The 23,830-nt window shown below is 30.7% G+C and carries 20 protein-coding genes; 9 read left to right on the forward strand and 11 right to left on the reverse strand.

The features are described from left to right. The first annotated feature begins 133 nt into the window (after positions 1 to 133). On the forward strand, positions 134 to 601 hold the full coding sequence (locus ACSUE0_RS12830; protein ID WP_119614521.1) for a thioesterase family protein: 468 nt from the start codon (positions 134 to 136) through the stop codon (positions 599 to 601). 15 nt (positions 602 to 616) lie between these two features. Then, positions 617 to 1,021 (forward strand): hypothetical protein, encoded by a 405-nt coding sequence (locus ACSUE0_RS12835; protein WP_119614520.1) that lies wholly within the window; start codon positions 617 to 619, stop codon positions 1,019 to 1,021. Between the two features lie 252 nt (positions 1,022 to 1,273). Here ACSUE0_RS12835 and ACSUE0_RS12840 read toward each other — a convergent pair whose 3' ends face one another. Further along, entirely contained in the window at positions 1,274 to 2,173 is a 900-nt protein-coding gene (locus ACSUE0_RS12840) for an alpha/beta hydrolase fold domain-containing protein (RefSeq protein WP_119614519.1), read from the reverse strand. A 274-nt stretch (positions 2,174 to 2,447) separates the two neighbouring features. Here ACSUE0_RS12840 and ACSUE0_RS12845 point away from each other — a divergent pair, with 274 nt between their 5' ends. Beyond that, positions 2,448 to 3,095, forward strand: coding sequence for a hypothetical protein (locus ACSUE0_RS12845; protein ID WP_119615117.1), 648 nt, complete (start codon positions 2,448 to 2,450; stop codon positions 3,093 to 3,095). Between the two features lie 341 nt (positions 3,096 to 3,436). Here the strand turns inward: ACSUE0_RS12845 and ACSUE0_RS12850 are convergent, their stop codons facing one another. Together ACSUE0_RS12850 and ACSUE0_RS12855 are read right to left on the reverse strand one after the other, a co-directional pair. Further along, the gene (locus ACSUE0_RS12850; RefSeq protein WP_119615115.1) at positions 3,437 to 5,317 is read right to left on the reverse strand and encodes a DHA2 family efflux MFS transporter permease subunit; all 1,881 of its coding nucleotides are present in this window, start codon (positions 5,315 to 5,317) and stop codon (positions 3,437 to 3,439) included. A gap of 12 nt (positions 5,318 to 5,329) precedes the next feature. After that, positions 5,330 to 5,977: an HlyD family secretion protein gene (locus ACSUE0_RS12855; protein WP_119615114.1), complete on the reverse strand. Its 648-nt coding sequence runs from the start codon at positions 5,975 to 5,977 to the stop codon at positions 5,330 to 5,332. Positions 5,978 to 6,105: 128 nt separating this feature from the next. Here ACSUE0_RS12855 and ACSUE0_RS12860 point away from each other — a divergent pair, with 128 nt between their 5' ends. Further along, complete coding sequence (locus ACSUE0_RS12860) at positions 6,106 to 6,654, forward strand: TetR/AcrR family transcriptional regulator (RefSeq protein WP_119615112.1); 549 nt, start codon at positions 6,106 to 6,108, stop codon at positions 6,652 to 6,654. A 91-nt stretch (positions 6,655 to 6,745) separates the two neighbouring features. Here ACSUE0_RS12860 and ACSUE0_RS12865 read toward each other — a convergent pair whose 3' ends face one another. From ACSUE0_RS12865 to ACSUE0_RS12875, 3 genes are all read right to left on the reverse strand, one after another. Further along, positions 6,746 to 7,954 (reverse strand): multidrug effflux MFS transporter, encoded by a 1,209-nt coding sequence (locus ACSUE0_RS12865; RefSeq protein WP_436957638.1) that lies wholly within the window; start codon positions 7,952 to 7,954, stop codon positions 6,746 to 6,748. 302 nt (positions 7,955 to 8,256) lie between these two features. Next, on the reverse strand, positions 8,257 to 9,516 hold the full coding sequence (locus ACSUE0_RS12870; protein WP_436957640.1) for a TcaA NTF2-like domain-containing protein: 1,260 nt from the start codon (positions 9,514 to 9,516) through the stop codon (positions 8,257 to 8,259). 432 nt (positions 9,517 to 9,948) lie between these two features. Beyond that, a complete protein-coding gene (locus ACSUE0_RS12875; RefSeq protein ID WP_119613831.1) occupies positions 9,949 to 10,413 on the reverse strand; it encodes a MarR family winged helix-turn-helix transcriptional regulator in 465 nt (154 codons plus the stop codon). Positions 10,414 to 10,635: 222 nt separating this feature from the next. On the opposite strand from ACSUE0_RS12875, the gene ACSUE0_RS12880 reads away from it, so the two are divergent. Next, a complete protein-coding gene (locus tag ACSUE0_RS12880) occupies positions 10,636 to 11,601 on the forward strand; it encodes a YdcF family protein (protein WP_182475149.1) in 966 nt (321 codons plus the stop codon). An 89-nt stretch (positions 11,602 to 11,690) separates the two neighbouring features. On the opposite strand, the gene ACSUE0_RS12885 is transcribed toward ACSUE0_RS12880, so the two are convergent. Both ACSUE0_RS12885 and ACSUE0_RS12890 read right to left on the reverse strand, forming a co-directional pair. Further along, a complete protein-coding gene (locus tag ACSUE0_RS12885) occupies positions 11,691 to 12,359 on the reverse strand; it encodes an ABC transporter ATP-binding protein (protein WP_107530430.1) in 669 nt (222 codons plus the stop codon). Beyond that, complete coding sequence (locus ACSUE0_RS12890; protein ID WP_119613833.1) at positions 12,359 to 13,411, reverse strand: ABC transporter permease; 1,053 nt, start codon at positions 13,409 to 13,411, stop codon at positions 12,359 to 12,361. The genes ACSUE0_RS12885 and ACSUE0_RS12890 overlap by 1 nt, the downstream gene beginning before the upstream one ends. Positions 13,412 to 13,558: 147 nt before the next feature. On the opposite strand from ACSUE0_RS12890, the gene ACSUE0_RS12895 reads away from it, so the two are divergent. Both ACSUE0_RS12895 and ACSUE0_RS12900 read left to right on the forward strand, forming a co-directional pair. Further along, entirely contained in the window at positions 13,559 to 14,233 is a 675-nt protein-coding gene (locus ACSUE0_RS12895; protein WP_107555975.1) for a response regulator transcription factor, read from the forward strand. Then, the gene (locus ACSUE0_RS12900; RefSeq protein ID WP_119613834.1) at positions 14,226 to 15,590 is read left to right on the forward strand and encodes a sensor histidine kinase; all 1,365 of its coding nucleotides are present in this window, start codon (positions 14,226 to 14,228) and stop codon (positions 15,588 to 15,590) included. Before ACSUE0_RS12895 ends, ACSUE0_RS12900 begins: the two co-directional genes overlap by 8 nt. A 211-nt stretch (positions 15,591 to 15,801) precedes the next feature. Here ACSUE0_RS12900 and mqo read toward each other — a convergent pair whose 3' ends face one another. Further along, positions 15,802 to 17,280: a malate dehydrogenase (quinone) gene (mqo, locus tag ACSUE0_RS12905; protein WP_119613835.1), complete on the reverse strand. Its 1,479-nt coding sequence runs from the start codon at positions 17,278 to 17,280 to the stop codon at positions 15,802 to 15,804. A gap of 394 nt (positions 17,281 to 17,674) precedes the next feature. Between mqo and ACSUE0_RS12910 the strand changes: the two genes are divergently transcribed. Then, a complete protein-coding gene (locus tag ACSUE0_RS12910) occupies positions 17,675 to 18,823 on the forward strand; it encodes a glycosyltransferase family 4 protein (RefSeq protein WP_119613836.1) in 1,149 nt (382 codons plus the stop codon). 236 nt (positions 18,824 to 19,059) lie between these two features. Here the strand turns inward: ACSUE0_RS12910 and ACSUE0_RS12915 are convergent, their stop codons facing one another. Beyond that, positions 19,060 to 20,661, reverse strand: coding sequence for an L-lactate permease (locus ACSUE0_RS12915; protein WP_119613837.1), 1,602 nt, complete (start codon positions 20,659 to 20,661; stop codon positions 19,060 to 19,062). 287 nt (positions 20,662 to 20,948) lie between these two features. Between ACSUE0_RS12915 and ACSUE0_RS12920 the strand changes: the two genes are divergently transcribed. Then, complete coding sequence (locus ACSUE0_RS12920) at positions 20,949 to 22,637, forward strand: CDP-glycerol glycerophosphotransferase family protein (protein WP_436957645.1); 1,689 nt, start codon at positions 20,949 to 20,951, stop codon at positions 22,635 to 22,637. 320 nt (positions 22,638 to 22,957) lie between these two features. Here the strand turns inward: ACSUE0_RS12920 and ACSUE0_RS12925 are convergent, their stop codons facing one another. Next, a complete protein-coding gene (locus ACSUE0_RS12925; protein WP_436957647.1) occupies positions 22,958 to 23,794 on the reverse strand; it encodes a hypothetical protein in 837 nt (278 codons plus the stop codon). Between the last annotated feature and the right edge of the window lie 36 nt (positions 23,795 to 23,830).

The raw sequence follows: 23,830 nt of genomic DNA on the forward strand, positions 1-23,830 counted from the left end.
TAAATCATTTACTTTATTTTACCATGAAACCGCTCAAGTGTAAGTTTATGTTATTTTTAGTAAACTAACATTGTAGACAAGTAAAACTTGTTACCATTTGATTATTAACTTTCGACTATCAAGGAGTGTTTTCATGCAAAACCTATTTACTGTTAATCACTACGTAACACAAGATATGATTGATCACAATAATCATGTACATGATGCGCAATATAATATTGTTTTCAGTGATGCTATCAACCAGTTTAATTACCAAAAAGGATTATCTTTAGAGGATCGTGAAATATTAAACTATACCCTATTTACCGTTGAAGAACAAACTGCTTATTTGTCTGAATTAGCAGAAAATGATGAATACCAAATTACTATTTATTTATACGACTATAATGAGAAAAGCGTGCACTTCTTCTCAATCATGACAAAATCAGATGGTACAACTGTTGCAACTAATGAAGCTTTGATGTTAGGTATCAATCGCAAAACAAAAAAAACATCCCCTTTCCCTGCACAATATGCAAATGAAATTATTTCCTATTACGACAATCAACAGCTCATAGAATGGCCAAAGCAATTGGGGCATCGTATAGGAATTTCTAGATAAGGAGTTGAGAAATAAATGACAAAGAACATCCATACAAGCATTGAATTACATTTATATGATTTATTTGACCACACTAAATTTGAACTTAGCGAACTTAATCAAAGTAAGAGCCTTGTTATCAATGGACCTGATAGTCAATTGATTAAACGAGGCCTAGATATTAGTTATTTACAAGGCCAAAAAAGAGCTATTGATCACATTGACGCCATTTTGAAATCTTACCCAGATGAACAGGCTTTTATTTCAAATTTTAATGAGTATGCAACAAATGTTTTAAATAATTATGACACTTCCTCACAAAAATTTAAAATGCTTGAACAACCGCCCGCTGATTACGAAGAAATATTGGCCCATCATTATACTTTAATGGGGCAAAAATTCATCATCGATTCTATTAATACGACAATTATAAATCAATAACCCTATTCTGCTTTTTATAGAAATCACACTGCCAATGAAGTTATGTTTATTGGCAGTTATTTTATCCTTCATTAAGTTAAATATTAATCAAATGTATTTCTAGTAGCTACTTACTATTGTTATACAATACGCACTCATCAACGTTTATTATTGTTATTCATAAAAAAACAGGATTGGAAATCTAGTCAACTTTGATTTCCAATCCTGTCCTCTAAAGTTAATCACTTTAAAACACTAAAAAACACGACATTTTTACTCATTAATTGTTCCAACAATTTGTTTAATTACTTTATGAGATTCTCTAATTGGTAGTAATGGAAAAGCATGGACCATACGTTTATACTCATAAAAGTGAATTTCTTGTTGTGCTGAAGCTAAAATTTCAGTAAATTTCAGCATATCTGGCAGATAAATTTCATAAGTACCACCAAACATAAAAATTGGTGGTAAATCCATTAAATTACCGTTTATAGGAGAGAGTCTAATATCATTTAATGGTAGGTTGTTCGACCAATGACTCAATATTTTCTGGACACCCTCTTTATCTACAAGTACATCTTTTCGATCTAGTGCTTCAGTAATTTCTGCATTATCTAATTGTGCATCTAATAAAGGAGAGAATAAATATAGTTTTTTAGGCATTGGTTGTCCTTGCTCTTGCAACTGTTGAACTAGACTAAGCGCTAAAGCACCACCCGTACCATCACCCATAACGATAATATCTTCGCTATCAACTTCTTTTAATAATTCCTTATACACTTTAAAAATAGCCTCAAATGTATCATCAATATTATATTTTGGTGTTTTTGGATAGATAGGCATAACAACTTCATATAAAGTACTTAATGCGAGTTTATCCATGTATCTCCAATGAAAGGCTGATGGTTGTAAAGTATTATAACCACCATGAATATATAAAATCTTTTTTTCTTTACTATGTCTAAATCTGAATCTAAAAACTTGTAAATCATCTAATGTTTGCTTATCCAAATCAGATTTAACATTTAATGTTTCTGGCTGTTTGTGTTTTTTATCATTAATCTTTTCACGATTTTTCATAAATTTCTCAAAATCTTGGTCTGTATTGAAAATAATAGACCTATGAGGTAACAAGTATTTATTTATAAATTTAGTTGTTAGTCTTGATTTCATTCCATAATCCATCCAATCTATATTTATTGTGCTATCATTCAATATTCTTTGTTTTATTTATTAAAAAAAATAAATGTTATGGTAAAATTAATATAATGACCAAAAAATTATAGTCATAATATAATGTAAGTAACTTAAAAACTAACAATTTCATTATTAGCGTATTTAAAAATCGAGTTAGTAACACTTAAAATGTATCAGTTATTAAACATTATAACAAAACAAAAGTCACAAAATAAATAAATGCTAGCAATACGCAGTGAAAGGAGTACTTATGGCCGATAAGCACAAACAATTCAAAGACTTTGAACATACCTTAACTAGTGAACCTATGCAACGTGGTTCACAATATGAAAAAAAGAAAAGATCGTGGGTTAGTATTATTATTCATATCATCGTTTTAATACTAATAGCGATTACTGGCTATAGTATGTTTAAAGAACCTATTTTCAATTTAGTTTTTGTTCAAGAAACAATTAATTTCCATCAATTAACCAATTTCCAAGATTCAATTAATGATTTTTCGAATCTCAACATTAATATTGAAAATATTGATGATCTTCAAACAAGTATAGATCGATTGATATTAGTCTTTTACGTATTCTTTATTGCTTGTATCGTTAGTTTAGTTTTAACTATTTTTACAATCGTGTTTAATAGAACCGCATTAAAGATTGTAAATTTACTTGTAATTGCTATTATGTTGGTTATTACTTTTGGTTTTTCATACCTTATTAAAAATATTGCTACCCGTATTGCTGATTCAATGTCTCAATACTACGTTTCACTCAAACCAACACAAATCTTAACTGAAGCAGATGCACTTCATAATGCCTTTATACTACTGGGTTGTAGCATTGCTCTGATTTTAATTAGTTTATTTTTTAGAAACCGCAAAACTTATAAAAAAAGAATTATTTAAATTATGTTACTGAAACAACCATACAATTAGTAATAACTAAATTGTATGGTTTTATTATGCTTACAATAAATAGATATACAATTACATTATATAAAAATATAAGATAATACTAATAGATATATTTATGAAGATACATAAAGTAACACGAAATTTGGGATATGTTATAACGACATTAAATTTTAAAAATTAGTAACTTAACGAACTACAAAATTCTATAACATTAAAGAAAACGTCAATTTCTATATTATTTCAATAGAAATTGACGTTTATTTTTACCTAGAAGCGATCATATTCTAGGTTATGAACTTAATGTACTTTAACTAGCCTAATTTAATGAAAACCTACTTTTCATTTGAAATGTAATGTGCTTTTCCTTTTAAGAATAAACTTAAGATAAATGCAAGTGCACTTAGTGCTGTGGCAATTAAGAAAGCACTATTCACACCATTAATTGAAGCAAGTTTTTGTACAAATTCTAATATTTGTGAAGTAGCCATTTGCTCTCCACCCATTGATTGTGCCATTTCTTGTAAACGATCTTTTAAAAATGGATTTGTTTTATCTAAATCTTGTGCATAACCAGCAGCGTATTGTGTAGTTTGTGTTGACATCACTGTGACTAATAGTGCTGTACCAATTGAACCAGCCAATTGTCTTAAAGTATTAGATAAAGCATTACCATGTGAAATAAGTCTTTGTGGTAATGAATTCATACCTGCCGTCATAATCGGCATCATAATAAAACTCATACCAAACGAACGAATAATGTATATCAACATTAAATGTCCATACGTTGTATTCATATTTAATTTTGTCAATTCCCATGTTGCGTATGTCATGATACCAGTACCTACTAAAGCTAATGGTTTAATACCAATTGTATCTAATAATTTACCTGCAACAGGACCCATAATACCCATAATTAAGGCACCTGGTAGTAATAATAAACCAGATTGAATTGGTGTAAATCCTCTTAAGTTTTGTAGATATAACGGTAATAAAATCATACCTCCGAATAAACTCATTGTTACAATCATATTGATTACTGTAGTCAAAGTAAATCCAGAGTATTTTAATACTTCCATGCTTAACATCGGTACACGCATTGTGAGCTCTCTAATTACAAAAGCGATGATAAAGATAACTCCTACAATTAATGAAATCACTACTATAGGTGAACTCCATGTATTATTACCAGCTTCACTAAATCCATATAATAATGCACCAAAACCGATTGTACTGAAGATAATACCCGGAATATCCGCTTTTGGATTGGTTGTAACTTGATAAACTCTAAACCAAATATATGAAATTGCTAGTGAAACTAATCCAATAATGAACATGCCATAAAACATAACATTCCAATGGTAGTTCTCAACGATATAACCTGATAAAGTAGGACCTATTGCTGGTGCTAAAATCATCGCTATACCAAGTGTCCCCATTGCAGCTCCACGTCTTTCAGGAGGGAAAATAGTCATAAATACATTCGTACCTAAAGGCATAAGTATACCAGCACCAATCGCTTGTAATACACGTCCTGCCATCATTACTGTGAATGAACCTGACACACCACAGACTAGGGAACCAATTGTAAATAGCGTCATAGCTACTAAAAATAGTTTTCTATAAGAATATTTGTTAAATAAATAAGCACTAATCGGAATTAAAATACCATTTACTAACATAAACCCTGTCATTAACCACTGACCAGTATTCGCAGAAATATTAAAATCTGTGTTGATCTTAGGCAAGGCAACGTTTAATAATGTTTGGTTCAAGATTGCTATAAACATACCGAATATCATTGCTAATAGCACTTTACCTTGTGACGTTCCTTTACCAAACATAAAGGAACTATGTTTTTCTTTTAATTTTTCGTTTATTTTTGCTTCTTCAGAATTTGGATTGATATTTTCATGGTCATCATCTGTTGTCTCATCTGAGTTATCAATTGATTGATCCATTTCTTCACTACTTAAAGTATCATTATCTTCCAAATTCTCTTCTGTTTCTGACTCCATAGTTGATTCGTTAGAACCTTCTTTGTCACTTATATTAAATTTAGATTGATAATTTTCATCAGAAGCGTTATTTTCTTGCTTCATTTGTTCCATTTGTCTTTTTGATTGTTTTTTCTTACTCTTTGCGATAAAAAGATTAATCAATCCAACAAAAATGAGCGCTATGACTACGTAAATAATAATGAAGGTCATTGTCATTTATAGACCCCCTTAATTTTTATGAATTTTAACTTCAGCGTTCATTCCAGGAACAATGTTTTTAGATGGTTTTGAATCAAGTGAGATTTTCACAGGTACTACTTGAGAAACTTTTGTATAGTTACCATCAGTATTTGATGAAGGCATCATTGAAAAGCTTGAAGCTGTAGCTTTACCAATTTCTTTAACTTTACCTTTAAGTTCAGCTTTTTCGCCGTCAAGTTTTACATTTACATCTTTACCTTCTTCAACATCTGAAATGTCTTTTTCATCAACATTTGCAGTAATATAAGAATCATCTAAATTATAAGCATAAGCAATTGGAGATCCTGCTTGCGCGATTGAACCTTCCATGCCATCAGTTTTTACGATTGTTCCATCTTGTGGCATTTTAATATTCATATTTTGTGATTGGCCATCTTCACCTTTAGCTGCTATTTCAGCAACTTTGTCGCCTTTACTTAACTTTTCGTTGTTTTTAACATCAAATGATTTGATTTCGCCTGACGCTGGCGCAGATACTTTAATTTGCTCTCCGTCAACTTTGGCATTCTCTGTACTTACAAATCCTGTAGCTTGATTATAAAAGTGGAAACCGACTACACCAATAATCACAAGAACTACAATGGTAATGATGTTAATTAATACCATTTTTTTCATTACTCTTTCCTCCTATTTGCTTTTAAAATTCACTTTATATATTATAGATTACATGTATAATAAAAAAACACCGACACTTATATAAAATGTGTTGGGTTTGTATCCACCGTGTTTTTAAAGGAGTAAAAATGAGACAAAGAGCAAAAGATAAAATAATCAAAAGTATGATTTTACTATTAGAAGAACACCCTTTTGAAAACATCACGATAAAAATGTTATGTGCGTATAGTGGTATAAATAGAACAACATTTTACGATTACTTTGTAGATAAATATGATCTTTTATCTACAATACAAATGTATCACCTACAAAAATATTCAAAGTTATTAAATTCATTATATGACAGTCAAAATAAAGAAGAGGTAAATCATTATAAATTATATAAATTTTTCAAAAGTATTTTAACTTATATCGAACGACATTATGGATTTTTTCATGCGATATTTGTTTCACACCCTAACCGTGATTTATTTTCCGATTATGTAACACTTACTAGAGAAACATATACAAAAATCATTGTCGACTATACAAATGTAAAAAAGAAAAAGCAATTTGTTACTTATGCGCTGGGCGGACAGATTGGTATTGTATATTTATGGATACGTGAAGGCTGTCCTGAATCAGCAGACGAACTTGCTCAAATTCTTCTTGCAAATGTAATTAAATTAAGACGTTGATAAACATATTTTTATTGGTATTAACACAAATATTCTTGAACATAAAAAAGACGCTATCTTAAAATATAGCGTCTTTTTTATATTTTAAAATTTAAAATGACTGAGGTTTAAAAACAAAATAATTTATAATCTGTAAAATAATAAGTAAAATACCCGCTAAGATAATTATTGTAACGTAAGGTACGAAACTCATTTCTCCCATTATACCTACTAATGGAGATATTAGACCTCCTAATAACGATTGTACAAGTCCTAATAAACTTGATGCACTGCCATTTCCCCCAGTACGCTCTTCCATTGCAATAGAAAAACCTAAGGTTGCTACGCCAGTAACTGGTGCTACGAGTATAATAAAACCAATAAATAAAATCCAAATTGGTAAATGTGTAATTAACGTAACTGATACAACCACAACACCTATTAATTGAATTATCGTTAATATACGTAGTAATGTTTGTCTATTTATATAATCAATCAACTTGCCTGTTAGTTGACTAGAGAAAATCAAGCTCAAACCGATCAATGCAAACATAATACTAAATTGTTGAGCAGACATACGATAAATATTTTGTGTAACAAAAGGTGATGCTGAAATATAACTAAATAGCATTATAAACGTTACGCCCTGTATTAACATAGGTAATACAAATCTTGGTGTCATCAATAGTAATTTGAAATTTTTAAATATACTTATAATATGCGGGCTATCTCTACGTTCCACCGCTAAAGACTCCGGAACTTTTAACAGAGAACCGAATAGCATTAAAATTCCAAAAACTGTTAATATAACAAAAACCATTCGCCAAGTAGCAAATGATAATATGACACCACCAAGCGCTGGTGCTATAACCGGAGCAACTCCATTAACTAACATAAGCAATGCTAAAAACTTTGTTAATTGTTTACCACTATATAAATCACTGGAAATTGCTCTTGAAATAACAGCACCAGCACCACCACAAAACCCTTGGACAAATCTTAAAGCAATCATTATCCAAATATTTTCTACAAAAATTATCCCAATGCTTGCCATAGTAAATAATAACATTGCGACTACAAGTGGTGTTTTACGACCCATTGCATCAGATATCGGCCCAACAAATAAGTTACCTAGTGCTAGCCCGATCATAAAGAGCGACAAAGTTAATTGTGAATTTGAAGTTGTAGTATTAAAATCAGATTGGATCTGTGGCAAACCAGGTAGGAACATATCTATAGATAATGCACCTATTGCAGTGAGTGCCCCGAGTATAATTATGAACAATAAAGACTGCTTACGTTGTTCTTGATAATTAGACATATTTATTCTCCTCACAATGATGTATGATTTCGTTGATGAAAAGGTTTATATTTTTTTAATTTCTTAAAATTATAAACATTCTTTTACAAGTTATTTTAAAGTTCATTGCTACTATTATAGCTTTAATAATGAGTTATTTAAATAGTTACTTGCGACTCATATAAACTGAATGTTCTTTTTGAATAATGTGACTTTAGGACCTTGAATTGAGAAGTGGTTCTTTAAAAAAAGGCCAGGACAACTACTTATGCCCTGGACCCTATGCATCATACTTATCAGTAATTAAGGAGTAAAATACTTAATCACTCTGAATATTTAACTATCTTTAAATTACCAGCATCGTCATTGCCTTCTAATTGATAATCAACTGAACCATATTGCCCATTTTCTTTCAATGTATTGGCAGTTACATAATAAGTTTTACCTTGTTTTACAATTTCAGTTATTTGAGGTTGTTGTAAATAAAATAAATCATTCCCTTTTACACCACTCCTAGTCGCTTTATAATTATCAGTATCTTTCTTCAAATAATTAGAAACTAGCGAAAAGTTGCTTTGACTGTGTGCACTATTCATTGCAGCAGTGTAATTACCGAAAAAATTAGTCACCTTGTTTCTGAAGCTATTTTCTTCTTTTTCTTTCTTTTCTACGTATTCTTTGATTTTATCACTATCAAAGTTCATAGTAACTTTCGTTTTATCTTTTAGATTATCTGTTTTCACAGTTGTTTCTGCAGATTTAAATGTTTTCTTCTTAGCTTCGCCTTCAGCAGATATTGTTAAATCTTTAGTTTTAGGATAAGGTCCAATTTCTTTTGCTTTAGCATAATCATAAGTTTTATCATTAATTTTTACTTTAACTGAGTCTTTATCTATCTCTGAAGCACCATTTAACTCTACTTGAATATATGCCTCATCGAAATCTTCATGTACATCTACAGTTTCGTTATTGCTATTATTAAAATTAAACCTGAGATGACCATCAAACTGTCCGTTTTCCATCTCTTTTTTAGTTTCTAAAGTATAGTCGCCTGGAATAAATTTACCTAAAGAGGTTGCTTTGTTTTTCTCTGCTACAACCGTTTTTTGTTTGTCACCAGACTTAAATTTATAAGTAGTGTCATATTTAGGTTTTATAATCGCTTCTTTTGTTGGTGCCGTAAAATTCATATTATCAAATATTAAATAGCGTCGGCCATTTTTGCTTACACGTAATACATCCTCGCCATTTTTGGCTGTTACAAAATCAGCTTCTTTCGTGTCACTCTTGTTTAGCTTCTCTATTTTTTGATTTACATCTTTTACAAAGTTGTCCATACCTACTTCTTCTTTGATATATCTAGTATAAGCTTCTGCTTCGTTTTCATCTACACTATTATTTTGTGTACTTAAAATAGTAGAAAGTTTTTGAGTATCATTATTATCAATCGCATTGATTAAAATTTCTGACTGTGCCTCAGGTGAATTGAAATTTTTTAATAAGATAAAAATTATGATAAGTAAAATTACGATAAAAAATGCAATCCCCAAGGGTATAATTTTACGCGCTTTAATATTTGTCATTTTCTTCGTTTCTTTAGATGAACGCGTTATTTCTGCTGAATCATCTTGACGTAGTAGCCGCCCACAATGACCACACTTTCGTTGCCCATCTCTTGTATTTCCCCCACACTTAGGACATTTTTGCATTTTCTCACCAACTTTATACCTGAATTTTTGCACTATCCCGTCATTTTAACATATTATAAACTGAAACTATATGTATGATCTTCATTGTTCTTTGTATTAAAAGGATAGTATTAAACAATACAAAACGCTATTGCATCATTTATATTATATTTAATCTAAATCTAAATTAATATACATATTTAGTCTAGTATTGCTTTACTCTTGTAACAAACTGTTCAATTACTTTAACAAAATAAAAAGGTATCTACTTTCAAATTGAAGACATTCTTATGTCACAAGATATACTCCAATATTTTATGTATTATCTTATGAATGATTTTTTATATTGAAGTTTTTTAATCTTTGTCCAATAATTTCTAGTACATAACGCGCTTGTTCAATTTCATCATCAGACAAATCATGTAACATATCACTGACAATATCATTAATAATCGATTTACTTTCAAGATTAAATTGTTTCCCCTTCTCACTCAATTTAATGTATTTTAATCTTTGATCTGTGTTTTCTTCTGTTTTAACCCATTCCACTACTTCAGCCTGAATTAGTTTCTTGATTCTTCTACTTACTGCCGCTTTATTAACCCCTTGTCGTTCTGTTATCTCAGTCAAAGTCATTGTCTTTTCATTTTCAAGCATTAAAATAACATTAGCTTGCTCTTTGGATATATTATATTCTTCTCTTAGCTCTTTCAATAACTTAGCTAATAATGTGTTGACATCATCAATGAACTCTCCCATGAATACAATGTGATTGCCTAAATTTTTCACCATCACTTACACCCCTATATCTTCTATGTATAAAACATTTCATTTACATTTTTATATTATGTTAATAATATCAATATTTGTAGCCATATAAAAGTAAAATTTAATAAGTTTATTTTTCTTAAAACAATAGCTATATTTCAGCAAATCTAAGCATTGTTAGAGTTGCTTATTTTAGAATATTAAACTACATTTAATATACTAAATAATCTGGAGTGAAGCATTAACATGTTGTCATTGTTTTTATGTATTTTAATATTAATCACATTCATAAGTATGTTCTTAAATTTTAAATTTCCTACACATCTTGCCAGTTTTATTTCCCAGGTAATAGTAGGGTACGCTGTAATTATTTTACATATTGGTCAACACACTTTACCTATAGATTTAATTGCCACTATGTTGATAGGCGTTGTATTATTACATGTGAAACATAAACATTTATTACAACATCAAAAGAGTGCATTATTTTTAAAACGACTTTACTTTATTGGTTTTAGAATCGTCGTCTTTATGCTTGCTTGTTATTATATTAGTTTTACCCCTATTGCGCTTAATGTCATTTTCTTATGGATTTCAGCCATTGCTTTTAGTTCTATATTTACCTTTATTAGTTATGTGCTATGTTCGTCTGCTTTTTTAAATAAAAAAGCGCCTCGCGTATTCGATACAATTCTTATTTTAGGTGCCGGTATTTTCACAGAACAAGTCACACCAATGTTAGCATGTCGACTTGATAAGGCTTTGCGTTTGTTTGAAATAAATCCAAATGCAATATTTATCGTGAGTGGTGGTCAAGGTCCTGATGAACCTATTTCAGAAGCTCGAGCAATGCAACGCTATTTAATTCATAACGGCGTAGATCCTCATAACATTATATTAGAAGATCAGTCGACAAGCACTTTAGAAAACATTATGTATACCGCGCAACTAATTCAAGATTCGTTTTCTTACAAGCCTAAAATTGTCTGTGTAACTAGTCAATTTCATATAATGCGTGCATTACGTTTTGGAGAAAAATTCAATTTAAAGTTAACTGGCGTTGGTAGTCACACACCTTATCATTTTTTTGAAATCGCATTAATACGAGACTTTTTAGCATTAATGTATCAATATAAAATGATATTAACTATTTATTTTGCTACTCTCTTTTTTATATGTATCATTGCATTTTGGCATATCCCTCATTTATAACCTAATTGCATTACTTAATTTGTAAATATAAAAGTATATATAATAAAGCCAAGGGCACAAATCAATGCCCTTGGCTTTTAAAAATTCTATTAGCTATTTACAATAACGCCATCATCGAGTTCTATAACTCTATCTGCGTATTCAAACAATCTTTTATCATGAGTAATCATAATACCAATCATTTTTTTACTTTGGATTTGATTTTTAATCATCTCTATAACTTCAGTTGCTCTTTCTGCATCTAAACTAGCAGTTGGTTCATCTGCTAAAATTATTTTAGGATTATTCATTAAAGCTCTCATAATTGCCACACGTTGTTTTTCACCGCCTGATAACATATGAGGAAATACATTTAATCTGTGTGACAAACCGATTTGTTTTAGCAACATTTCAGCTCTTTGGTTTGCATCTTTTTTAGACATACCCGCTTCTCTGCCAATTGTTGTTAATTGTGCTTTTACCTTTAAATATGGTACTAAATGAGATGATTGAAAGATAAAGCCAATTTCATTTAACCTTAATTCTGATGCTTTTTTATCACTATCATATAAAGGTGCATCATTATATAAGATGTCACCACTATTTTGTGATAATAAACCACCTAAAATAGTTAATAATGTCGTTTTACCTGAACCTGAAGCACCATTGAGTATAACGAATTCCCCATCGCTAACTTCAAAGTTAATACCTTTTAATACAGTTGTTTCTGATTGACCTTTACCAAATGATTTTTTAATATCTTTAACTTGTAAACTCATTATTCTCCACCTCCAATTGCTTCAATAGGATCAACTTTAAATAATTTAATTAGTGATAAGGCAGCACCAATGATTGCAACAACAACAAACACTCCGATCACGAGCAGTAAATTCGATGCTGTCACGTGGAATGGCATAGATACTGGCATAACAAATGATAAACCACTAATAATACCTACAGAAATCAATACACCTATCATAGTTGTGATTAATATTTGGATTACAAGCGCACTGATTAGATGTCTTGTCTTAATACCAATTGCTTTTAGAATACCTATTTCTGGAATTTTTTGGATTGTCATTACATAGAAAAATGCACTTAATACAATTGCTGAAATCACAAATAAACTTATAATCATCATATTTAATGGTGCTTGCTCAGCTTGGTAACTGGCAATTTCACTTGTGATATCATCCTCACTGAATATTTTCGCACCTGAAATATCTTTGATTTTATCTTGTTGTGATTGAGATAAATCTCTTACTGGGTAAACAGTGCTATTCTCTTTATTCAAGCTATCAAATCCGTTATTACTCATCATTACTGCTGAACTGTGAGAATACATTGTATCCTCAAGAATACCTGATACTTTAAGTTGTTCCCCGTCTTTCACTTTTATAGTGTCACCAATATTAATACCATCAGCTGTAAGCTTATTATTGATTGCTACTTCATTATTTTTTGTTGGATAGTTACCATCTTTCAATTCTGGTTTTTCATCTTTTACTGTGTTCGTCATGATAACATCTTCTTCGTCTTTATTTATTTTTAACGTTTGCGATGCTAACTTTAATGGTTCTTGGTCTGTAATATCTTCAATTTTCTTTTGTTGCTCAGGACTAATAACAGACTTCGTAATATCTGGTTGTTTATTATCCTGTAAAACGTATTTTTCAGTTTTCATGTTATCTAACATTGATATATTCTCTCTGGCTAAACCTTGCGCTAATCCACTAATAAATAAAACCATAATACCAAGTAATAATATAATTAACATGATTAAAATATAACGAAATTTATAATATTTAATCTCTTGCCATGCTAATTTCATCAATTCCCACTCCTTCTCTAAAACTTATATTTAGAGTCTAATATCACTATGTGAACTCAATATGAACTTTTGTTAATTTTTTACTATTTGTGAAGTTATTTGGTTATGTTTATAATGGCAATAATACTGAATAAGGAGATTTTGCGCATGACAACTTGTTTAATTGTTGATGACGACAAAAAAATATTAGAGTACGTTTCAAATTACACACAGCGCGAAGGGTTAAATACAATTACGCAATCTAGCGCTGAAGATGCCTTAACTTACCTTGAAACGAATCAAGTGGATATCGTAATTATTGATGTCATGATGGGGGGCATGAGTGGTTTTGAACTTTGCAAAATTTTAAAAGAGGATTATGAAATGCCTGTCATTATGCTAACTGCTCGTGATGCGTTAAGTGATAAAGAACAAGCATATTTAACGGGTACTGATGATTATGTGACGAAACCTTTTGAAGTTAAAGAGTTAATGTTTAGGATTAAAGCAGTACTTAAACGTTATAATATCAATGCATATAATGAAATTACTATAGGTAATATTACTTTAAATCAAGCATATTTAGAACTTCAATCCGATACGAAATCAATGAATTTACCTAATAAAGAATTTCAATTACTTTTTTTACTTGCTTCTAATCCTAGACAGGTATTTAATCGGGATGTATTAATAGAAAAAATATGGGGCTTTGATTACGAAGGTGATGAACGTACAGTCGATGTTCATATCAAGCGTCTAAGGAAACGCCTTGAAAAATTAAATGCTAATGTGACGATTTTCACAGTACGCGGTTTAGGTTATAAGGTAGATGACCATGTTTAAATCCCTATATTCACGAATTGCTATATACACAATTGCCGTCATGTTATTTAGTGCTATTGTCAGTTTTTTATGCACAAATATCATCTACCATAACCATTTAAAAGCAAATAACGATGCAAAAATCATGCGTACTTTAGAAGATGCTATCAGTTATCAAAAACAGTCAAATATTGAATCTTTAGATCCTTTTTTCAACCATTTAGGGGAAATGAATTACCAAGTAATGACAATTTCTGAAAATGGTAAACGTTCTTTTTATGGTGCTAATTTTAGAAAAGATAACGTGGATAACAATGTCATTCAAACAGTACTAGAAGGCAAAGACTACCATGGTATTCGAAACCTACCATATAACCCAATTGTTACTGGTTTCTTTGAAAATACCACGCAAAATACTGTAGGTATGTCATTTGAAGATAAAGGTAAAAAGTATGCAGTATTTATGAGACCTGATATTGGGAAAACATTTAGTGAATTCAGAGTATTTTTAGTTATATTAATCTCATTATTACTTCTGTTTTCTATTATATTAGTCATTTTATCAACCTATACTATTATCAAGCCTATTCAACAATTAAAGCATGCAACTGAAAGACTTATGAAAGGTAATTTCGATACGCCAATTCATGTTACTAGAAAAGATGAGTTTGGCACATTACAATTCCGCTTCGACCGCATGCGCCTTTCACTTAAACAATTAGACGATATGCGACAACATTTTGTTCAAAACGTATCACATGAAATTAAAACACCATTAACACATATTCACCATCTATTGGACCAGCTGAAATTCGCTAAAAATGCTGAAGCACGTACACAATACATTGATGATATATACCAAATTACAAGTCAATTAAGTGAATTAACTAAAGCATTGTTATTATTATCTGAAATTGATAATGGAGAACATTTAGTCTTTGAAGACCATATTGAATTAAACCGATTACTCAAACAAATCATTCGTCATGAACAATTTTCTGCTAATGAAAAAGATTTAATTATCATGTCTGATTTAGCTGAAATAACTATTGATGGTAATGAGCGTCTTTTACATCAAGCTTTCCAAAATATAATTACCAATGCCATAAAATATTCACAACAGGGTGGTATCATCGATGTCACGCTCAATCAAGACTTCGAGACAATTACTTGTGAAATCACAGATGACGGAGAAGGTATGTCTAAAGAAACCCAAGCGCGTTTATTCGAACGCTTTTATAAAGCAAGTAATCATGACAATAGTAATGGTTTAGGTCTAGCTATAGCAAAAACAATATTTGAACTGCATGATGGCTCAATTTCAGTCCAAAGTAAAAAGGACGAAGGCACTACCTTTACAATTCAGATTAAAAAATAAATATTGTTCATTGAGTCTAAAATAAATATTTCTAGTGAGAATATAAAATGCTGGGAGTTGTGCATGTATTAACTTGCCCTTCTAGCATTTTCTTTATGTTTAAAAAAATCAATATAAAAAGACAAACCGCACGCTAAAACAACGCTTAGTTTGTCTTTATTAATAGAACAATAGGCTTGGAGATATAATCAAGCTTTATTGTATTAAGTAATTAATTAATTTTTAAATTTTCCGTAATTTCTTTATTTAATTGAGTATATAACGCTTCATTTTCTGATAGTTTCATACCATATGAAGGTATGATTTCTTTAACTCTATCTTCCCAATTAGTAAATTCGTCTTTGTAACAACGCTTGAGCAAATCAAGCATAATATCGACTGCCGTAGATGCACCTGGAGACGCGCCTAAGAGTGCAGATAACGAACCATCTTCTGACGTAATAACTTCCGTACCAAATTGTAATGTTCCTTTGCCTTGATCCGTATCTTTAATTACTTGCACACGTTGTCCAGCAACGACGATTTCCCAATCTTCGCTTTTAGCATTAGGTACAAATTGACGTAAATCTTCCATACGTTCTTCATTTGATAACGTTAATTGCGAGATAAGATATTTCGTTAAATTCATTTCTTTAATTCCTGCAGATAGCATAGTAATAAGATTATTTGGCTTAACAGATTTGATTAAATCCATATTGGAACCCGTTTTTAAGAATTTTGGTGAAAAACCTGCAAACGGACCAAACAAAATAGTTCGTTTACCATCTATGTAGCGTGTATCTAAATGTGGTACTGACATTGGTGGAGCACCTACTGGAGCTTTACCATAAACTTTAGCTAAATGCTTTTTGGCAATAGCTTCATCTTTACATACTAAGAACAATCCACTTACTGGGAAACCACCAATATGTTTAGACTCTTTAATTCCTGTTTTTTGTAACAACTGTAAACTAGCGCCACCAGCACCAATAAATACAAAATCACTTTCAACAATCGTCTCATCGTTCGTTTGCAAGTCTTTAACTTTCACTTCCCAAACTCCATCTTCACGTTGTTGAATATCTCTTACTTCATGTTCATAATTTAACTCTACTTGCTTATCTTCTAAATTCTCAAATAACTTTCTAGTTAATGCACTGAAGTTAACGTCTGTACCTGTTTTATCATAACTAATCGCCATTGGTATATTAGACGTACGCCCCTCCATAATAAGTGGCGTCCATTCAGCAATTTTATTTTTATCATCTGTTATTTCCATATTACTAAATAAAATATTTTTATTTAGTCTGTCCACACGTCTTTTCAAGAAATCAACATTTTTAACACCTTGAACAAAACTCATATGCGGTACCGGTTTGATAAATTTTTCTGGGTTTTCAAGTTGCCCTTGTTTAATTAGATAGCTCCAAAACTGTTTTGAAACTTGGAATTGTTCATTAATTTTAACCGCTTTATTGATATCTATTGTTCCATCTTTATTTTCACTAGTATAGTTTAATTCACATAACGCAGAATGACCTGTACCTGCATTATTCCATGCATTAGAACTTTCCTCCGCAGGTGTAGCTAACCTTTCAAACATCTTAACTTCTTTCTCAGGTGCGAGTTCTTTTAATAATGTTCCTAACGTTGCGCTCATGATTCCGCCACCAATTAAGATGACATCTGTTTTGCTATGTTGTGTACTCATAACAAATACAGTCCCCCTTTTATGTGTGTTAAATAGAAACGTTGTCTTTAATGTTATTAATCACATCAATAAAAATAAAGCGTTTTCTATAGATTAAAATAATAAAGCACGTATTATCGCTATATAATTAAACAATAACACAATATATTTCCATACCTCTCTAATTATATACATAATCGGCTCATGAAAAAAGGGCTTTCAGAAATTCTGCACAAATTTTGTTAATATGTGTTAACTAGCTCAGACAAAAATTCGTATACTTTCTTAGTGAAAAAGCTAATATAACGCTATATTGATTGCTAGTTTAAAATTATTTAGCTATTATACCTATACAAAATTCATTTCATGCTATAATGAGTTTCAATTTAAGTAAAGTTCTTTTGGAGGTTTTTTAATGAAATCAATAACATTTTTCATGCATAATGTTTATGCAATGGGAGGCACCGTCAAGTCTATTTCTCAAATGGCAAATATATTAGCTGAAAAAGGACATCATGTAGAAATCATAACTATTTTTAAAGGGGCTGATTCGCCTTACTTTGATATTCATGAATCCATTAAAATAAAACCTTTAATTAACTATCAATTTCACCCACTTAATATAAAAGACATTATTATAAATAGGATCGCTAAATTCACATCATTTTCCAGACCAAAATATATCTCGCAATTTGAACCAGGGATTGATCAATTTTCTCACTATATAGAAAAAAAAATGATTAAAGCTATAAGCAATGTTTCTACAGATGTAATTGTAGGTACACGTGCAAGTTTTAATATATTAATTGCTAAATATGCTAGTACTCAAATAGAAAAAGTTGGTATGGAACATATGAACTTTGATGCACATTCTGAACCATATCAACAAGAAATTATTAAAAGTTATAGAGGTTTAGATAAAATCACAACATTAACTACTGTAGATAAGAACAAATACCAATCACATATCGATACACCAGTATTCGTAGTTCCTAATATTATCAATGAAATTCGTCTTCACGAACCGAAAAGCAAAATCATCTGTGCAGCTGGCCGTTTAGAATATGAAAAAGGATTTGATTTATTGGTTGAAAGTATTAACCCTATTCAACAAGCTGTTAGAAAATTTAATTATCAAGTCCACATATATGGTGAAGGCAAAGAACAAGCAAATCTACAACAAATGATTAATCAATATAATCTATCAGACATTGTAAAATTGTATGGCTCCACACAACAATTAAATGAAAAATTAGCAGTAAGTGAAATCACTGTTATCCCTTCGCGTAATGAAGGTTTCGGTATGGTGATATTAGAAGCTATGAACCAAAGCAGTGTAGTAGTGAGTTTTGATGGCAATGCTGGCCCTGATTCAATCATCCAAAATAATGTAAATGGCTATTTAATTGAACATGAAAACGTAAATGCATTATCTAATCAATTACGCCGTCTCATAAACCAAGAGTTCAAAGATGAAGTTGTTATTCAAAATGGTTATAAAACCGTTGCATCTTATGCACCAAAAGCGGTTTATCAAGACTTTTTAACTATGTTAAACGCTTAATTATAATAATATTGAATATTTTCAAAAACGAAGTAATGCAAAGGTTTGCTAAGTCTCCTAGTAATATATTCAATACTTAAAATATGTACTTTAAGCACGTCCAATATTAATAATTCATAAAAATACGCTCGTATAAATTCATTGTGATATGAATTTAACGAGCGTGTTTTTAATTTATCCTCATAAATTAAGATACATTTACTAAATTGAGGAGTATTTTTATTTGTAACAAATTATTACATGAATAAATGTAATAAGAATGTCCAGATACATACAAATATAAGTAAAGCAATACTATAGCGTAATGTCATTTTCAACAATTCAGATTCTTTCCCGACTTGTTGTACAGAAGCTGTCGCAATCGCAATAGATTGTGGTGATATTAATTTAGCAGCCACACCACCAACAGTATTTGCTGATACTAGTAAAGCACCACTAGCACCAATATTATTTGCAACTGCTGCTTGAATTGGCGCAAACAATGAGTTGTTATTTGTAACAGAACCTGTTAAGAATACGCCAATCCACCCCAATATTGGAGATAATAATGGGAAAACGCTTCCTGTTTTTGCAATACCCTCACCTACTGCGCTACTTAGCCCAGCGTATGTCATTAATTTAGATATTACCAAGATAAAACAAATCGTTATAATTGGTAACCACAATTCTTTAAACGCCTCTTTAAATAGTCCTATGCCATCCTTAAATTTAACATTTTTTGACATTAGAATTGTAATAATAATTACAAGTAAAATAGCTGTTCCGGTTTGACCTATTATATTCAACGGCAATGTGATTGCTTTATTTGCAATGTCGCTATAAGTTCCCGGTAGCGTTATGTTAAAGACAAATGAAGATAATGCACCATCTGGAGCGAAAAGTGATTTAAAGCTTTGCGCACTCCATATCATTACAATCACAGTTAAAATCACAAACGGGCTCCAAGCATATATTATTTCTTTAGGCTTGTGTTTTGTAATTGCTTGAGGCTTTTCATCTTTTTTCAATCTAAAGATATTTTTCGGTTGGAATTTTTTCGAGAATAAAGCTAAAGCTAACATTGAAACTAATGGTGGTATAATATCGGCCAATTCAGGTCCAATAAATACAGTAATTAAACCTTGTAATACTGCGAAAGTACCACCAACAATTAAAATAGCTGGCAAGGTTTCTTTAATACCTTTAAAGCCATCAATAATCCATATTAATAAAAATGGTATTAACAGATTCATAAATACTAATGTTAATGCTGACATTTGGGAAACTGCCATTCCTGAAATATTATCTGGTAAACCTAATGTGTCAATAACAGTGACAGGTAAACCAATTGCTCCAAATGCACCTGCAGACGCATTAGCTATTAAACAAAGCATTGCTGCTTGTAATGGACCAAATCCTAACTGTGTTAGTAATAATGCACAAATTGCAATTGGCACACCAAAACCTGCTGCACCTTCTAAAAAGCCATTAAACGCAAAACCAATTAACAATAATTGGATACGCTGATCTTGTGAAATACTAGAAATACTATCTTGTATCGTATTAAACTGGCCAGTTTTATTCGTAATCTTATAAAGTAAAACTGCCATAACTACAATATATCCAATTGGTATAATACCTTGGAAAAATCCTTCAACGACTGCTCCCGATGCTATCGTCACAGGTAGTTTGAAGAATAGCATGGCAATAATAAGTGTAACAACTACGGTTGTTAATGAAGCATAAATACCTTTCATCTTAAAAAGAGTTAGACATAAAAGAAATAAAACTATAGGTATTGCTGCTACTAATGTTGATAACAAGATGTTACCAAAGGGGTTAAAAGATTCTACAAACATTTTGACTCACTTCCATTTTCTATTTTTATTTGGCATTGAAGAACCTTATATGTGATTTTTTTCACAATTTGATTATAACATTTTTTTACCTAATTACAATAAATTTTTAAAAATTAATTCTTCCCCATTAAAGATTTCCCTATTTTATAAATTCAAAAAGTCATTTTTAAATAATTTGAAGTTTTAAAACAATTAATTTTATACACTTCAGTTTACAAGGGATTCTTTTGTCATAGGTTCTTTACATGATAAAATAGTATAAACAACTATTAAGTAGAGGTATACAAATGATAAAACAAATTGAAATTACAGCGTTGCACCTTTTAGAGTCTGAATTGGAAAAGGCAACATTAGAAGGTTATTCACACTTTGTATTAATTAATGACCATATTGAAATATACCAACATATGCTTGAGGCCGTTGAATTAAAACCTTGCCCGATTGTAACAGACTATACAGTTCAACAACAATACGTCAACGACTGCCGCTATTTTGGGAAATCAGAAATTACTTTCAATGATTGGATTGAAAATATTAACTACTTCCCAAATGTTATTTTCCATATAGAAACAACACAAAACATCTTAAAACATTTTGAAATTAGCAATATTTTTGACTTATCACTGATTTCTCTATTACAAGATGATATCGCTACAGATAGTCATGTTGTTTTTAATTTTGAATCCACATTTATTACAAGTGACTATATTTGGAGTGAAATTCATAAATTAACGCCATTAAACACAACTAAATTTAGCCTTAACAAATTGGCATATGAACATAAACACGCTGTGCCATTTAAAAATAGTGAAACGCTCGCACCTGAGCAATTGCGCTTTACAGATAAATGCTTAAAAAATACCGGTTTTAAATTACCCCATTGGTTTTATCATATGCTTCAACAACATTTTTACAAGAAGCATCGTGAAGCAAGTTATATTTATGAAAAAGACAAGTCTAAAGTTAAAAATCATATAGTTTTCTTAGGTTTTGATTATGGTTTCCGTGGTAATTCTCGTTATTTATTTAATCACTTTGCGAAACACTTTACTAAATTACCTATCTATTTTATTACTAATGATGTAAACGGGCCTAATTTTATTAAACCGGATGATCCAAAAGCGAAATCACTTATCGAAAGTGCACAAGTTGTAATATTAGAAAGTTATATACCAGACTCATTAAAACCAAACGGAACCATTATACAACTTTGGCATGGTACGCCTATAAAAAAACTATTTTTAGATAGTCCTGAACCAACTCAAAACCTAAATATTTATAATTATCGCGCACGTAAATATAATAAATGGTTACAACAAGACTATTTCATTTGTGATTGTTCAGCGATTATTGATTATTTTAAAACTGCTTTTCCCCAGCAACAAACACATATATTAAATTGTGGTTATCCAAGGGTTCGATATTTATTAGATAAACAATCTGATCATCATTATATTTCATTTATCAAAAAAGAATTGAAATTAAACCCAGAAAAGGAAACATTACTTTATGCACCTACTTGGCGTATAGATTATGACGAATCTGATTTATTACCAATAAGCGATGGGCTTCTGAATAAATACAATGTTATTTTTAAAGGGCATATTGAAGATAATTCTAACTACGTTCCGGAGAATGCAATTATTGCGCCTTCTCATATAGAAGTTCAAGATTTACTGTTGATTTCAGATATTGTCTTAACTGACTATTCATCGATTATTTTTGATGCATTAACTATTGATAAAACAGTCTGTCAATATACACCAAATCACGACAAATATGTTTCTGAACGTGGTGTTTATGAAGAAGTGATGCACGCTCTATCTACAGTACGCTACAGCGATGCCAAAGCGTTACTCAACGATTTAATAAGCCATCAAATGAAAGATATACATGATGATTCTTTTGTAAATAAAGATAACCATGCTTTTGAAACTATTTCTCATATCATTCATAAATGTACTAAATCTAGGTAAAATATAATATTCAACTATTTGATTACTTTGCACTAATACTAATACATGTTAAAAATTACATGAGACATAAAGCTCCTAAGTAAAAAACAAACGTCAATTTCTATATTATTTCAATAGAAATTGACGTTTTCATTGTTTTATTAAATTTTATTACATGCAAGAGCTGACGGGCATAATATGAGTGAGAGACACCGGCCTCTCACTCATACCTTCTCACCCACACACAATTGTATATACTCTGAATACTAACCTAAATTGATTAGCTTTCTTATTTTGAAAATGGGCATTTATGTCCATTCACTTACTTTATAATTTTATTTTTATTGTTGGTAAGCAGGATCTACTATTCTAACTGTACCTTGCTGGTCTACTGTAGCAATTGTATATGTTCCTGGTTGTGCTTGATTTTGGAAACTAAAGATATAACTATAGTTCCCTTCGCTACCTTCAATAGCGTAGTCATTGAATGGATTAGATTGACCATTTAATGAATTAACTTCAGCAGTAGCATTGTCCAATGAATTTTGGAAGTTAGGTAAACTTTGTAATGCAGTTTGTGGATCTACGTTACCAGATGTAATATTTTGCGCTACTGGTACAGCATTTTGTCCTTGATAAGGAGCAACATACTGAGATACGCTTGAATTTGATGCATTATTATTTGAATTGGCGTTATTGCTAGCATTGTCACTACTATTTGCATTATCGCTATTCACATTGTCGTTATTTCCCGAAGTCGATGTGTTATTTCCACTATTCGAATCACTAGATCCATTGTTACCATCTGAATTAGAACTATTACTTGAGGCACTACCATTGCTATTAGAAGAACTATTATCATCAGTTGATGAACTGTCAGAATTGTTTCCATTATTGTTAGCACCATCACCTGAAGCACTATCTTTGTTAGATTTGCTATCTGAATCTTTGTTTTTGTCTGAGCCTTTGTCTGAATCTTTGCCTGAGTCTTTGTCTGAATCTTTGTCAGAGCTGTCATTACTCTTCTTGTCATCCTTTTTAGAATCTTTTGATTTGTCATCAGATGATTGACTGTCTTTTGAACTATCGTCCTTTTTACTACTGTCATCATCATTACCATTTGAACAAGCTGCAAGTGCTAAAGATAAAGTAAGAAAACCTACTAATAATTTTTTCATATAGAAAAACCTCCTTATTTTTTTAATACTCACAAC

This window comes from Staphylococcus sp. AS1337 (genome assembly GCF_051408735.1).
Lineage (GTDB): Bacteria > Bacillota > Bacilli > Staphylococcales > Staphylococcaceae > Staphylococcus > Staphylococcus xylosus_B.